General features: G+C 72.1%; 9 protein-coding genes and 1 tRNA gene. 8 read left to right on the forward strand and 2 right to left on the reverse strand.

From position 1 onward, the window contains the following. Window positions 1-7: 7 nt before the first annotated feature. On the reverse strand, window positions 8-1,162 hold the full coding sequence (locus V2J52_RS00320) for an ROK family transcriptional regulator (RefSeq protein WP_331225671.1): 1,155 nt from the start codon (window positions 1,160-1,162) through the stop codon (window positions 8-10). A gap of 127 nt (window positions 1,163-1,289) precedes the next feature. On the opposite strand from V2J52_RS00320, the gene V2J52_RS00325 reads away from it, so the two are divergent. The 4 genes from V2J52_RS00325 to V2J52_RS00340 all read left to right on the forward strand — a co-directional run bounded on the left by V2J52_RS00325 (window position 1,290) and on the right by V2J52_RS00340 (window position 9,801). After that, window positions 1,290-3,665, forward strand: a complete 2,376-nt coding sequence (locus V2J52_RS00325) for an alpha/beta hydrolase domain-containing protein (RefSeq protein ID WP_331225672.1) — start codon at window positions 1,290-1,292, stop codon at window positions 3,663-3,665. A gap of 83 nt (window positions 3,666-3,748) precedes the next feature. Beyond that, window positions 3,749-4,747, forward strand: coding sequence for an arsenic resistance protein (locus tag V2J52_RS00330; protein ID WP_331225673.1), 999 nt, complete (start codon window positions 3,749-3,751; stop codon window positions 4,745-4,747). A 96-nt stretch (window positions 4,748-4,843) separates the two neighbouring features. Continuing rightward, complete coding sequence (locus V2J52_RS00335; RefSeq protein WP_331225674.1) at window positions 4,844-6,253, forward strand: CHAP domain-containing protein; 1,410 nt, start codon at window positions 4,844-4,846, stop codon at window positions 6,251-6,253. Between the two features lie 74 nt (window positions 6,254-6,327). Next, window positions 6,328-9,801: an error-prone DNA polymerase gene (locus tag V2J52_RS00340; RefSeq protein ID WP_331225675.1), complete on the forward strand. Its 3,474-nt coding sequence runs from the start codon at window positions 6,328-6,330 to the stop codon at window positions 9,799-9,801. A gap of 114 nt (window positions 9,802-9,915) precedes the next feature. Here the strand turns inward: V2J52_RS00340 and V2J52_RS00345 are convergent, their stop codons facing one another. After that, window positions 9,916-11,229, reverse strand: a complete 1,314-nt coding sequence (locus V2J52_RS00345) for an AI-2E family transporter (RefSeq protein WP_331225676.1) — start codon at window positions 11,227-11,229, stop codon at window positions 9,916-9,918. 137 nt (window positions 11,230-11,366) lie between these two features. Here V2J52_RS00345 and V2J52_RS00350 point away from each other — a divergent pair, with 137 nt between their 5' ends. The 4 genes from V2J52_RS00350 (at window position 11,367) to V2J52_RS00365 (ending at window position 14,142) form a co-directional block, all read left to right on the forward strand. Next, complete coding sequence (locus V2J52_RS00350) at window positions 11,367-12,260, forward strand: D-hexose-6-phosphate mutarotase (protein WP_331225677.1); 894 nt, start codon at window positions 11,367-11,369, stop codon at window positions 12,258-12,260. A 120-nt stretch (window positions 12,261-12,380) separates the two neighbouring features. Next, window positions 12,381-12,469, forward strand: a tRNA-Leu gene (locus V2J52_RS00355). Window positions 12,470-12,562: 93 nt separating this feature from the next. Beyond that, complete coding sequence (locus V2J52_RS00360) at window positions 12,563-12,979, forward strand: DUF2255 family protein (RefSeq protein ID WP_331225678.1); 417 nt, start codon at window positions 12,563-12,565, stop codon at window positions 12,977-12,979. A gap of 149 nt (window positions 12,980-13,128) precedes the next feature. Continuing rightward, on the forward strand, window positions 13,129-14,142 hold the full coding sequence (locus V2J52_RS00365; RefSeq protein WP_331225679.1) for a hypothetical protein: 1,014 nt from the start codon (window positions 13,129-13,131) through the stop codon (window positions 14,140-14,142). The last annotated feature ends 35 nt before the right edge of the window (window positions 14,143-14,177 follow it).

Genomic DNA, 14,177 nt, shown 5'->3' on the forward strand with positions numbered 1-14,177 from the left:
GGTGGTCTCAGGCGGGGACCGGCGCGAGGACCCGTGCGGCAGCACCCAGCGGACCGGCGTCGCGCCCCAACGTCCCGACGACCACGTCGACGTCAGCGTTGAGCGGCAGGGCGGTGCGGGCCACCGACTCGCGCACCGGAACCGCGAGCAGCTCACCGGCCCCGCTGAGAGCGCCGGTCAGCACGATCGCCTGCGGGTTGAGCGCGTTGCACAGCCACGCCGCGACCTGCCCCGTCGCCTCCCCGGCATCACGCAGCGCGCGGCGGCACGCCGAGTCGCCGGCCGCCGCCCGCTCGAGCACCTCGCGGGGCGTCGGCAGCCCGCCGGGCCCGACGGCGAGCGCGCTCAGCACGGCCGGCACCCCGGCGTACACCTCGAGGCACCCTCGCCCTCCGCACCGGCACAGCGGTCCGCGGGGGTCGACCGGCACGTGCCCGAACTCGCCGGCGCCCCCGCGGCGGCCGGCCTGCACCTTCCGGTCGATCACCACGGCCCCACCGACGCCGGCGTGCAGCTTGAGCAGGACGAAGTCGTCATACCCGCGCGCAGCGCCCCACAGCAGCTCCGCGCGCGCCGCGCAGTTCGCGTCGTTGTCGGCGACCACGGTCACCCCGAGGGCCTCGGCGAGCCTGGTCGGCAGATCGAGCCCCTCCCACCCTTGGCGCATGCCGCGCGGCCCGGTCGGTGCGGGCACGGCCGGACCGAGCCCGAGCGCGAGCGCCAGGCCGATGCCGAGCAGCGGGGCCGCCCCCGGACGTCCGGTCAGCTCGCGCACGAGGTCGACGGTGGCGTCCAGGGCGTCGGCAGCGTCGTAGGCCGGCGACAACCGCCGGACGGCGCCGGGCCCGTGACCGTGCCCGGCGTCGACCACCCGGGCCCGGATGTGGAAGGCGCCGAACTCGACCCCGACCACCTCGCCACGGCCGGCGTCCAGCGCCAGGAGCGTGCCCGGGCGCCCACGTGCCGGCCCGCCCCGGCGACCGTCGGCAGGGACCGCCGCTCCGGCGTCGTGGGCCGCGCCGCTCGCCACCAGTGCGGCGGTGGCGCCCGAGACGGTCGACTTCGACAGGCCGGTGCGCCGGGTGAGCTCCGCGCGGGTCATCGGCCCGTGTGCGCGCAGCGCGTCGACGATGCGGGCGGTGGCGTCGCGGGTGTCGGTCATGTCGCCTGACGCTACTGCCATTTAGGCCGAAAATGAACCATTGACACCTCGCGGGGAGCCTTCTAGGTTCTGTTTCGTCCGTATCTTTGCCCCCCGGCCCCCGGCCGACGACGATCCCGGAGGAACCATGGCACGCACCCTCACCGCGCTCATTGCCGCAGCCACCCTCACCTTCCCCGCCGCACTCGCGGCCCCCGACGACCCTGCGCCACCCCCGAGCGAGCGACGTGAGTCGCAGGCAACCGGTGAGTCCGTCGCCGCCCCCACCGTCACCGGGCCGCTGGCCCACACCAGTGCGGTCGGCGACCCGAGCCACGGCTACCCCTTCCTGGCCACCGACGTCGACCTCGACGCCGCGGGGTACGTCGAGGAGGAGTTCATCATCTCCGGCGAGGCCACCCGCTACGCCGCGAGCGGCCCGAGCGACGCCACCGTCACCAGCACCGGGCACGCCTACACCACGCGCATCGTCGTGCGCCGCCCGGTGGCCGAGGCCGACTTCAACGGCGTCGTCCTCGCCGAGTGGATCAACGTCTCCAACCAGTGGGACCAGGAGGTCGACTGGTTCCAGACGCACGAGCACCTCATGCGCGAGGGCTACACCTGGGTCGGCGTCTCCGCCCAGCGCGACGGCGTGCACTCGGGCACCGGCCTCAAGTCGTGGAGCCCGGAACGCTACGGCAACCTGGACCTCACCGACGGCGGCGCCGTCGGGGACGACACGCTCTCCTTCGACGTGTTCAGCCAGGCCGTCAAGGCGCTGCGCGACCCGGCCGGCACCGACCCGCTGGGCCCGCTCGACCCCGACTACGTCATCGCCACCGGCCACTCACAGTCCGCCGGGCGCCTGCACACCTACTACAACAGCATCCAGCCGCTGAGTGACATCCTCGACGCGGTCGTCCTGCACGGCGGTGGCGGACCGGTCCGCACCGACCTCGACACCCCGCTGTTCAAGCTCAACTCCGAGGGTGACGTCGCCATCAACCTCATCGGCGCGGCCGAGCGCCAGCCCGACTCCGACGTGGTGCGCACCTGGGAGGTCGCCGGCGCCTCGCACGGCGACTGGAAGCTCATCACCGACTACGGGCCGCTGCGCCTGCGCGACATCGGCACGCTGCCCGGCGGCCACCCGGACATCCCGCAGACCTGTGACCTGCCCTCGCTGTCCCGGGTGCCCCAGCACCAGGTGCAGGCCGCCGTCTACGACCACACCGTCGACTGGGTCGCCCACGGCACCCAGCCGCCCACCGCGGACCCGATCGAGCTCGACGACGACGGCGGGATCGTCCGAGACGAGGTCGGCCTCGCCCAGGGCGGCGTCCGCCTGGCCGCCCAGGACGTGCCGGTACGGATCAACAGCGGCGTCAACTCCGGCCCCGGGTTCTGCTTCCTCGACGGCAGCTCCGACCCGCTGCCCGAGGACGTGCTCGCCGAGCTCTACCCGAGCGTCGAGGGCTACGCCGACCAGGTCGCCGCCACGACCGCCCACGCCGTCGAGCAGGGGCACGTGCCGGCCAACGTCGCCATCGACCAGGCCTGGTACTCCGACCTGTCCTACCTCGTGGCCGACCTCGCCGGCGAGGAGCGCCTGACCGAGGCGCTCGCGACCGAGCTCGCCACCGCGGCCGCACAGGCCGTGCAGCATGCCGACGACGGCGAGCTCGACCTCGTCGTCGAGCAGCTCGAGCTCGTTATCGCCCAGGTGACCGGCGCAGACCTGGACGCCGCTGCCCAGGAGGCGCTGCTGCGCCAGGCAGCGGCCGCGCTCGCGGTGCTGCCGGAGCCGGAGCCGGAGCCGGAGCCAGACCCGGAGCCGCAGCGGTACGGGTTCTTCCTGAACAACGACTGGGATGCGTGGGCAGACATCGTGTTCCAGTACGGCCGGCACGCTGATGAGGTGTTCATCGGCGACTGGGACGGCGACGGCAAGGACACCATCGCCGTGCGGCGTGGCAACCGGTTCCACGTGTCGAACGCCGCCCGCGGCGGGGACGCCGAGCAGGTCATCTCCTACGGCCGCCCCGAAGACACCATCCTGGTCGGTGACTGGAACGGTGACGGGCGCGACACCTTCGCGGTGCGTCGGGGGGCGGAGTACCACGTCCGCAACACGATGACCTCGGGCCCGGCCGACGTCGTCATCCAGTACGGCCGCACGGACGATGCGGTCGTGGTCGGTGACTGGGACGGCGATGGGGGTGACACCCTGGCGGTCCGCCGTGGGGCGCGCTACCACGTGAAGAACACCATGGCTGGTGGGGGCGCTGACGTGGCGTTCACCTACGGCCGGCCGGGGGACATCACCCTGGCCGGTGACTGGGACGGGGATGGTGCTGACACGTTCGCGGTGCGCCGCGGCAAGGAGTACCACGTCAACAACACCCTGACCGGTGGGGCGCCTGACCTGGTCCTGAAGTACGGCCGCACTGATGATGTGGTCTACGTCGGCGACTGGGACGGCAACGGCACCGACACGCTGGGAGTGCGTCGCACCCCCTGACCTGCTGACCGAGCGCGCAGCGAGGCCCGTACCCCGTTTGGGTGCGGGCCTCGCCGCGTTTGCGGCCATGGGACCGTTGAGGCATGGCGGCGGCTGTGGCATGGATGGAGCGACGCCAGGTGGTGCTGTACCTCGTTGCGCTGGCGGTTGGCGCCCTGGTGGGGATGAGCGTGCCCGCTGTCGCGCAACCGGCGGAGGCGGTGATCAACCCGGTGATCGCGCTGCTGCTCTATGCCACCTTCGTCGGGGTGCCGTTCGGCAGCATCGGGCGGGCGTTTCGTGACGGGCGATTCCTGACGACGACGCTGATCCTTAACTTCATCCTCGTTCCGGTCGTGGTGCTCGGGCTGTCGCGGATGGTTGCCCACGACGAGGTCCTTCTCGTCGGGGTGCTGCTCGTGCTGCTGGCACCGTGCATCGACTACGTCATCGTGTTCACCGGGCTGGCCGGTGGTGCTCATGAGCGACTCCTGGCGGCGGCCCCGATCCTCATGCTCGGTCAGCTGCTGCTGCTCCCGGTCTACCTGTGGCTGTTCGTCGGTGCCGACGTCGGCACCGACGTCGACCTGGCACCGTTGGTCGACGCCTTCGTGATGCTCGTCGTCCTGCCGCTGGCGGCAGCAGGTCTCACCCGGCTCGCAGCTCCCCGCACGCGCTGGGGCCGCCCGGTGAAGGACGGCGTGCTGGGCGCGATGGTGCCGCTGATGATGCTGACGCTCGCCACGGTGGTCGCTTCGCAGATCAGCGGAGTCGGCCAGCAGATCACCAGCCTTCTGCTGGCCATCCCGGTCTACGTGCTCTTTGCCGCCATCATGGTTCCGGTCGGCATCGTCGCCGCCCGTGTCGCGCGGCTGGACATGCCCGGCGCTCGTGCCGTGGTGTTCAGCGGCGTGACTCGCAACTCCCTGGTCATCCTTCCCGTGGCACTCGCCCTCCCGGCCGCGTTCGACCTAGTTCCACTGGTCGTCGTTACCCAGACGCTGGTCGAGCTGGTCGTCATGGTCATCCTTGTCCGGCTGGTCCCGCGAGCTGTTCGGACCCGCGTGACATCGGCTGTCACTGCCGAGCACCGGGCGCTCTGAGCCTCGACGCTCCCGGCAGGGGCTGCTGCCCGAACGGGCACCGGCTCTGCCCCGGCGTCGGCACACCCGTCGCGAGGCCCGGCGTACCGTGAGGTCATGCCAGCAGCCCGGGCGCTCGCCGTCCCGGGGGTCGAACGGGGCATCGCGCCGCGTCGGCACCCCGGCGCCCGGAGCGCCGGCGTCCGGCCCGCAGCCGGGACGTTGGGTCAGGTGCCGGTGGACACGCGGATGCTGCTCGCACTGCAGCGGACCGGCGGGAACGCGCTGGCCACGCTGGTGGTGCAACGCCTCGTGCCGCGTGACTCCGACCTGCACACGATGTGCTTCGACCGACCGGTGTTCACCGCGATGTCCGACGCCGAGCTCGACGAGACCATTGCCGCGGTCGACCGGATCCTGCCCACGCTCACCGAGGACGCCGACCTCGAGACGGCCCGCGGCAACCAGGCGGAGGCGCGGCGCGAGCAGGCGGCCCGGCGCCACCCCGGGTTCGCTGCGCACGAGGCGGCCGTCTCGGGTGCTGGCACGGCCGGCAGCCGTCGTGCGGCGGTGGAGGCGCTGGTGACGTGGTCGCGCCAGCAGCTGGATGTCTACCCCGACCTCGTCCGGCGGTTCCGGCGCCAGCAGCAGCCGGACGTCACCGAGAAGGTGCGGGTCCTGGGGCAGGCGGCCGCCGCCGTCGCCCGCATGGAGTTCCTGCTCGGCACGATCCTGCACCGCGGCGGCTCGTGGGAGGCGACCGCGAACGCCGGTCCGATGGTGGACGACTACACCGGCGGCGGGGACGCGGCGTGGTGCACCAAGTTCGCCACGTCCGCGCTCGCGGCGATCCGCGGCGACAGCGTCGTCGCCGGCTCCGGCTACAAGGTCGCCAACCCGACGGAGTTCCCCGGGCTCGACATCGAGACCGACGCCGCGCAGGGCGGCGCGTTCGTCGGCACGCGCCGCAGCCGGAGCGCGACCAGTGCCGACAGCCCGTTCGTCGAGCTGCGGGAGACTCTCACCGCCATCGCCGCCGGCACGGTGGCCGGCCAGACCGCCGCGGAGGCGGCCGAGGCGTTCCTGCGCGACCGCATCCGGCCGCAGCCCGGCGACATCTTGGTCACCCGCCGCGGGGTCGCCGACCCCAACAGCTTCGCCGGCGGTTCCCTCAGTCACACGCTCATGGTCGAGTCGGTCTCCGGCAGCCGGATCAGCCTCATCGAGGGCAACGCGAGCGCGACGACCGACCGGGTGTCGGGGCGGGTGCTCGACCTCAGCGTCGTCGGCGACGTCGAGGAGATTGTCTTCATCAGCCGGGCGAGCCTGGGCAGCGGCGTGGCCGCCGCCGAGTCGGCGCTCACCGGCATCGAGGAGGTCGAGGAGGCGTCCCGGGTCGACAAGGCGGCGATCCTGCGACCGATCGACGACCTCAACATCCTGCTCGAGGGCCTCGCCCGGTCCGAGGGGGACGTCTCGCAGGGGCGGTCCCGTGGCACCGTCGCCGAGCTGGTCGGCAACGGCTGAGCGCACCGGTCCGACTGGGCAGTGTCCGACCCTCGACGTACACTCGAACACGTGTGCGACGTCGGGGGTGGGTGATGGCAGGGCCGCGGTACGCCGAGCTGCACGCGCACTCGGCCTTCAGCTTCCTCGACGGCGCCAACCAGCCCGAGGAGCTCGCCGTCGAGGCGCACCGGCTCGGGCTGACGGCGCTGGGGCTGACCGACCATGACGGTCTCTACGGCGTGGTCCGGTTCGCCGAGGCGGCCCGCGGGCTGGGGTTGCCGACGGTCATCGGCGCCGAGCTCGACCTCGGCGGCACCGGGCGGGCGGCGGGCCGGTCCAAGGCCGGGGAGGACGGCCGGATGGATCCCGACGGCACCCACCTGGTCGTGCTGTCCCGGGGCAGCGAGGGCTACCACCGACTCTCCCGCGCGATCGCCACCGCCCACCTCGCCACCGGTGAGAAGGGCCGGGCGGACTACCGCCTCGAGGAGCTCGCCGCCGCCGCGGCCGGCGAGTGGCTGGTACTCACCGGTTGCCGCAAGGGCGCAGTGCCGCGGGCGCTCGCGGCCGGCGACCACGACGGCGCCCGCGTGGCGCTCGACGAGCTCGTCGCGCTGTTCGGCCGCGACAATGTCGCCGTCGAGGTGACCCGGCACGGCCGGGCGGGGGAGGACGCGCAGGCCGCGGCGCTGGCCGGGCTTGCCACCGAGGCGGGGCTGCCGCTCGTCGCCACCGGTGCGGTGCACGCCGCCCGCCCCGCCGACCAGCCGCTCGCCGACGTCCTCGCCGCCACCCGGGCCCGGGCCACGCTGGAGGAGATCGACGGCTGGCTACCGCCCTACCCCGCCTACCTGCGCTCGGCCGAGGAGATGCTGCGGCTGCACCACCGCACCCCCGGCGCCGTCACCACCGCCGCCGAGCTCGCCGCCGAGTGCGCCTTCGACCTCGCGCTCGTCGCCCCGAACCTGCCGCCGCACCCGGTGCCGACCGGCCACACCGAAGCCAGCTGGCTGCGCGAGCTCACCGAGCGCGGCGCCGCGGAGCGCTACGGGCCGCGCGGGGCCGAGCGCCAGCCCGGTGCCTACGCGATGATCGAGCACGAGCTCGACGTCATCGGCCAGCTCGGCTTCCCCGGCTACTTCCTCATCGTCCACGAGATCGTCGACTTCTGCCGGCAGCGGGGCATCCTGTGCCAGGGGCGCGGCTCGGCCGCCAACTCGGCGGTCTGCTTCGCGCTGGGGATCACCGCCGTCGACGCCGTCCAGCACCGGCTGCTGTTCGAACGGTTCCTGTCCCCGGGCCGGTCCGGACCGCCCGACATCGACCTCGACATCGAGTCCGGCCGCCGCGAGGAGGTCATCCAGCACGTCTACGAGCGCTACGGCCGGACGCACGCCGCGCAGGTCGCCAACGTCATCTCCTACCGGCCACGCTCGGCGGTCCGCGACGCCGCGCGGGCGCTGGGCCACGACGTCGGCCAGCAGGACGCGTGGAGCAAGTCGATCGAGCGGTGGGGAAGCCTGCGTCGGCCCGACGACGGCGGCGGGTCCGGCGCCGCGGCAGGCGGCCCGAAGGAGCGCGGCGGTCGTGGCCCGGCGCCGGCCGACGACATCGCCGCCATCCCCGCCGACGTCCTCGACATCGCCGAGCAGATGCTGCGGCTGCCCCGCCACCTGGGCATCCACTCCGGCGGCATGGTGCTGTGCGACCGGCCGGTCATCGAGGTCTGCCCGGTGGAGTGGGCGACCATGCCCGGGCGCACCGTGCTGCAGTGGGACAAGGACGACTGCGCCGACGCCGGCCTGGTGAAGTTCGACCTCCTCGGCCTGGGGATGCTCACCGCGCTGCGGATCGCCTTCACCGAGATCAACGCCCGGGCCGACGACGGCGCCACCCCGGTGGGCCTGCACGCACTGCCACAGGAGGACCCGCGGGTCTATGACCTGCTGTGCGCGGCGGACACCGTGGGGGTGTTCCAGGTCGAGTCCCGCGCCCAGATGGCCACCCTGCCCCGGCTGCGGCCACGGGAGTTCTACGACATCGTCGTCGAGGTCGCGCTCATCCGGCCCGGGCCGATCCAGGGTGACTCGGTCAACCCGTACATCAACCGGCGGCGGGGCCGGGAGAAGGTCACCTACCTCCACCCGCTGCTCGAGCCAGCGCTGTCCAAGACCCTCGGGGTGCCGCTGTTCCAGGAGCAGCTCATGCAGATCGCCATCGACGTCGCCGGCTTCAGCCCCGCCGAGGCCGACCAGCTGCGCAAGGCGATGGGGTCCAAGCGGTCGGCCGAACGGATGGCCGCGCTGCACGACCGCCTCATGGCAGGGATGGCCGAGAAGGGGGTCGGCAGCGACGTCGCCGAGCAGATCTACGACAAGCTCAAGGCCTTCTCGGACTTCGGCTTCCCCGAGTCCCACGCCTTCTCCTTCGCCTACCTGGTGTACGCCAGCGCCTGGCTCAAGGTCCGCCACCCGGAGGCCTTCTACGCCGCGCTGCTCGCCGCCCAGCCGATGGGCTTCTACTCCCCGCAGTCCTTGGTCGCCGACGCCCGCCGCCACGGCGTCCAGGTGCTTCGCGCCGACGTCCAGCTCTCCCGCCCCCACGCCCACGTCGCGACAGCAGACTTGTCCCCGAGAGCAGACTCGTCGCCCACAGCAGACTTGTCCCCGACAGCAGACTTGTCCCCGAGAGCAGACTTGTCGCCGACAGCAGGATTGTCGCCGAGAGCAGACTTGTCCCCGAGAGCAGACTTGTCCCCGAGAGCAGACTTGTCCCCGAGAGCAGACTTGTCGCCGACAGCAGGATTATCCGGCGACGTTCCCCGGGACCCGCGCACCGGCGTCCGGCTCGTCGACGCCGACCCGCAGCTCGCCGTCCGCCTCGGGCTGGCCCCGGTGCGGGGGATCGGGGAGAAGACCGCGGAACGGATCGTCACCGAGCGCGAGCACGGCGGACCGTTCCGGGACCTGCCCGACCTCGCCCGGAGGGTGGATCTGCGTGCTACCCAGCTCGAGGCGTTGGCCACCGCCGGCGCGCTCGGCTGCTTCGGCCTCGACCGGCGCGAGGCGCTGTGGGCGGCCGGTGCGCTCGCCGGTGAGCACGGGGTGCTGCCGAACACCGCCGTCGGCTATCACGCGCCGACGCTGCCGGGGATGGAGGATGTCGAGGTCGCCGTCGCGGACGTCTGGGCCACCGGGGTCTCGCCGGACAGCTTCCCCACCCAGTTCCTGCGCGACGACCTCACCGCGGCCGGCATCCCCACGATCGCCGCGCTGGCCGGCTACCAGACCGGCACTCGGGTGGAGGCTGCCGGCGTCGTCACCCACCGGCAGCGGCCGGCGACGGCGGCCGGCGTCACCTTTCTGTCGTTGGAGGACGAGACCGGGCTGCTCAACGTCGTGTGCAGCGGCGGGCTGTGGAGCCGCTTCCGGCAGGTGGCGCGCACGAGCGCGGCGCTGGTGGTGCGGGGACGGGTGGAGAAGGCCGACGGCGTCCTCAACCTCGTCGCCGAGCACCTGCGTCCGCTGCCGCTCAAGGTTGCCAGCAGGTCTCGCGACTTTCGCTAGCCCGCGGACAATCCTGCTGTCGGCGACAAGTCTGCTCTCGCGGACAAGTCTGCTGTCGGCGACAAGTCTGCTGTGGGGGACAAGTCTGCTGTGGGGGCGAGGGGAGGGGGAGGGTCAGTCGGCGCTGGCGGCGTACTTGTTCCCCCTGCGGTTGAGCCGGATGGCCAGCCGTTTGGGATCAGGCAGGTCGCCCTCCAGCGGCGGGTCCGGCTCGTGCAGCGCGGAGTAGACGGCCCAGATGACCGCCAGCAGCGGGATCGCGATGATGGCGCCGAGGAGGCCACCGAGGAAGGTCCCGGCCGTCACGCCGAGCGCGACGACGACGGGGTGCAGCGACACCTGCTTGCCCATGACGAGCGGCTGCAGCAGGTTGCCCTCGATCTGGCCGATGAGCGCGATGCCGATGGTGACGATCAGCGCGGCCAGCGGCCCGACCGCGGCGAGCGCGACGACGGCGGCGATGATCATCGCCAGCGGCGCACCGATGAGCGGGATGAAGGCGCCGATGAACACCAGCACCGCGAGCGGCGCCGCCAGCGGCACCCCGACGATGAGCAGCAGGACGAATGCCATGATCCCGTCGGCCGACGCCACGATCATGGTGCCGCGGGCGTAGCCGGAGAACGTGTACCAGCCGGCGCTGGCGGCCCGGTGCATCGGCTCGCGCGACCGGGCGGGGAGCTGGTTGAGGAACCAGCGCCACATGTCCTCGCCCCGGCTGAGGAAGAACACCGTGACGAACACGCTCAGCGCGAGGATGGTGAACACCAGGGCGACGGTGCCGGCGTTGCTCAGCACCTGGCTCACCAGGTCCCCCGCGTTGGCCGCGACGTACTCCTGCGCCTGGGCGACCATCGTGTTGATGGCGTCGACGATCTCCGCCTGGGTGATGTGGATCGGCAGCGGGCCGTCCTCGAGGAACTCGAAGATCCGGTCGACGCCCGCGCTGAACTGATCGGCGAGGGTCGACCACTGGCCCGCAACCGAGGAGATGACATAGGTGAAGATGCCGGCGACGACGAGGACCGAGCCGAGCAGCGTCACCGCCGTCGCCAGCCCGCGCGGCATGTACCGCGACAGCGCTCTGACGATCGGGTAGAGCACGGAGGTGATGACCATCGCCAGGAAGACGGCGATGAACACCGCCTGGATCCGTGTGGTGGCGAAGACGATCATCGCCACCACGATGACGATCCCGATGGACAGCCAGGCCATCTGGCCGTAGCGGCGCAGCCACCGGGGCACGTCGACCTGGTCGCGCTGACTGACCGCCCGGCCAGGCATCCGGCGCACGGTCAACCGGCCCGTCGTCGTCGGGCGAGGCATCCGCGGCCGAGCGGCGTCGGCGAGGATGCCGATGTCACGCGGCGGGTCCACGGGTGTCGCCGTGGGGGCGGCGGCGCGGCGCACCTTGCCGAAGAGCCTCATCCCGGTGGACCTCCTCGTGGCTGTCGCGACTAAGAACAGTGTGGCCCATGGCCGCGTTCGGGATGCTACGACACGACCGCGACGCGTGCCCGTGCTGCCGATGGTGGTGAGCAGCCGCCGGGTCTACCGTCGGGGCCATGAGCGCACCAGGTCCGATGCCGTCACTGCCGGGAGGGGTGACTCTCGTCAGTGATCCGGTGGACCAGCTGGTGGTCCGGACACCGCAGTCCCGTGCGGTGGTCCACCTCCAGGGGGCACAGGTGACGAGCTGGGAACCGGTCGGTGAGCCGCCGGTGCTCTTCCTCAGCCGGTCGGCTCAGTACGTCGCGGGCCGGCCGGTCCGCGGGGGCATCCCGATCTGCTTCCCGTGGCTGGGGGCCGGCCCCGCGCGGGACCGCCACCCGTCGCACGGCTTCGCCCGGGTACGACGGTGGCAGCTCGCGGCAGTCCGTGAGGAGGACGGCGCCGTCGTCGTCGTCCTCGAGCTGCACGACGACGAGGCGACCCGGGAGGTCTGGCCGCACGAGTTCACCGCGCGCTACGAGATCAGCGTCGGGCAGGTGCTGTCGCTGTCGCTCGAGGTACGCAACACCGGCTCGGAGCCGATGACCTTCGAGGAGTCGTTGCACAACTACTTCGCCGTCGAGGACGTCGCCCGCACGAGGGTGGAGGGGCTGGACGGGCGTACCTACGTCGCGGGCTTCCGTGACGCCGCCGCTGCTGCCCGGCAGTCGGGGCCACTGCGGGTCACGGGCGCCGCCGAGCTGGTGTTCCACGACGACGGCGAGCAGCTCACCGTCGTCGACGAGGTGCGGCCGCGGCGAATCCGGCTGACGAGCCGCCGCTCCCGCTCGACGATCGTGTGGAACCCCGGGCCGCAGTACGTCACCTCGATCCGGGACATGGCCGACGACGAGTGGTCGCGGATGCTGTGCGTCGAGACCGCGAACGTGGCGGACCAGGCGGTCACACTGGCGCCGGGGGAGACGCACACGCTGGGGCTCGAGGTCGCGGTCGCAGCGGCGGACTGACGCGGAAAAGTGGTGATCGCCACACTCCGTGCCAGGAGGCCTCACGGGTTCGAGTCGGGCCGGTGCGTCGTGCTATCTTTGCCGACGTCGTCATCGGGCCGGAAGGCCGGGTGGTCACCTGTCCGGGTGGCGGAATTGGTAGACGCGCTAGCTTGAGGTGCTAGTGCCCTTTATCGGGCGTGGGGGTTCAAGTCCCCCTCCGGACACCAGCAGATCCGCAGCAGGCCGAGGAATCGGTAGGCTGCGGGTCTTTTTTGGTCCTGCGTGGAATACCGGCCGGGGGTCGGGTGGTTGAGCCCGCCATGAGCTTCGACGACGTGGTTGGCCTGCTGGAACGTACCGAGGTGGTCGCGATCGTGACCACGCGCGCGGGAGGTGATCCGGCCGCGACCCCAATCTGGTCGGTCGTCGTCGACGGCGTGCCCTACGTGCGGTCCGCCTACGGTGACGGCGCATGGTGGTACCGGCACATCCTCGCCGGCCGGCCGGTGGCGTTCGCCATGGGCGACGGTGCGGTCGCCGAGCGCGACCGCGACGCGGCCCTGCAGCTGCCGCGCGAGCCGGTCACCGCGACATACGTGCCGGCGGACGACGCCGTCCAGCAACGCATCGACGAGGAGCTGGAGCGCAAGTACGCGACCGCGCCGAGGTCCTCGGTCGACGCGACGATCGCCGACGTGGCCCGGGCCTGCACGTTGCGGATCGAGCACCCCGCGTAGCCGATCGCGCTGTCGCCGACGAGCCCCTCTCCGGCCGCCCCCGGAAAATCGCTTGCCGTTGCGCTCGGTCGGGTGACACGGTCGTCGGGAATCCCGACGGTGAGGTGCGGGATCACGACATCTGGGGGGATGTCATGAAGAAGCTACTCGTGGCCGTTGCGACGGCCCTGATGCTCGCGATCTCCGCGCTCGGTGCCCACGCCGCCGGCCCGGACACCGAGGACGCCCGCCGCACGAAGACCGGGTTCGAGCTCGTCACGCTGTGCCTGGCGACCCGAGCCGGCCCGCAGGCAGAGCGCACGGTCGAGGTGCCCGGGCTCGCCGCACGGGTGCTGCTGCGCGTCACCCGCTCCTACGAGGGCCCGTGCGCGGAGTACGGCCAGTCCGCGGAGCGTGGTGAGGGCACCATGACGGCTTACTCGCAGACCGACGACGATGGCAAGCCCGTCTCCGTGGGAGTTGCGTTCACCGCCGGTGTGCTCGACGGCCTGCCGTACGACCCGCCCACGGCGGGGCTGTGGTGCTTCGACAAGGACGACGATGGCGAGGTCGACCCGATGGGTGAGTGCGCCGGCGGCTACGAGGACGCCCTCGAGCTCGGCGAGCACTTCCAGCAGGACGTCGATTCCCCGTTCACCTACGTGCTGACCAATTGGAACCCGCACGGCCACATGCCGCCCGGCGTCTACGACCTGCCGCACTTCGACGTGCACTTCTACATGACACCGAACGCCGAGCGGCTCGACATCCGGGTGGGGCCCTGCGAGGTCCTCGTCCACTGCGACGACTACCCGCTGGGCAAGGACCTGCCCGACGACAAGTACCTGGCCCCCGACTTCGCGGACCTCGACGCCGTCGAGCCTGCGATGGGCAACCACCTCGTCGACCTCACCGGCCCCGAGCACCACGGCGAGCCCTTCACCCACACCTTCATCTACGGGGTCTGGGACGACGAGGTCACCTTCTACGAGCCGATGGTCACCCACGAGTGGTACTCCGGCCTGGTCGGAGGCGACGTCGCTGACCAGTGCTTCGGGATCAAGCAGCCGGCGGCGTGGCAGGAGTCGGGCTGGTACCCGACGGAGTACTGCATGGCACATCGCGAGAACCGCGACGAGCTCACGACGTCGCTCGAGGGCTTCGTGTACCGCGACGCCAGCTGACCACGGCGCGCCCGGACCACGACGGTGACCGCCGC

Source organism: Georgenia sunbinii, from assembly GCF_036421875.1.
Lineage (GTDB): Bacteria > Actinomycetota > Actinomycetes > Actinomycetales > Actinomycetaceae > Georgenia_B > Georgenia_B sunbinii.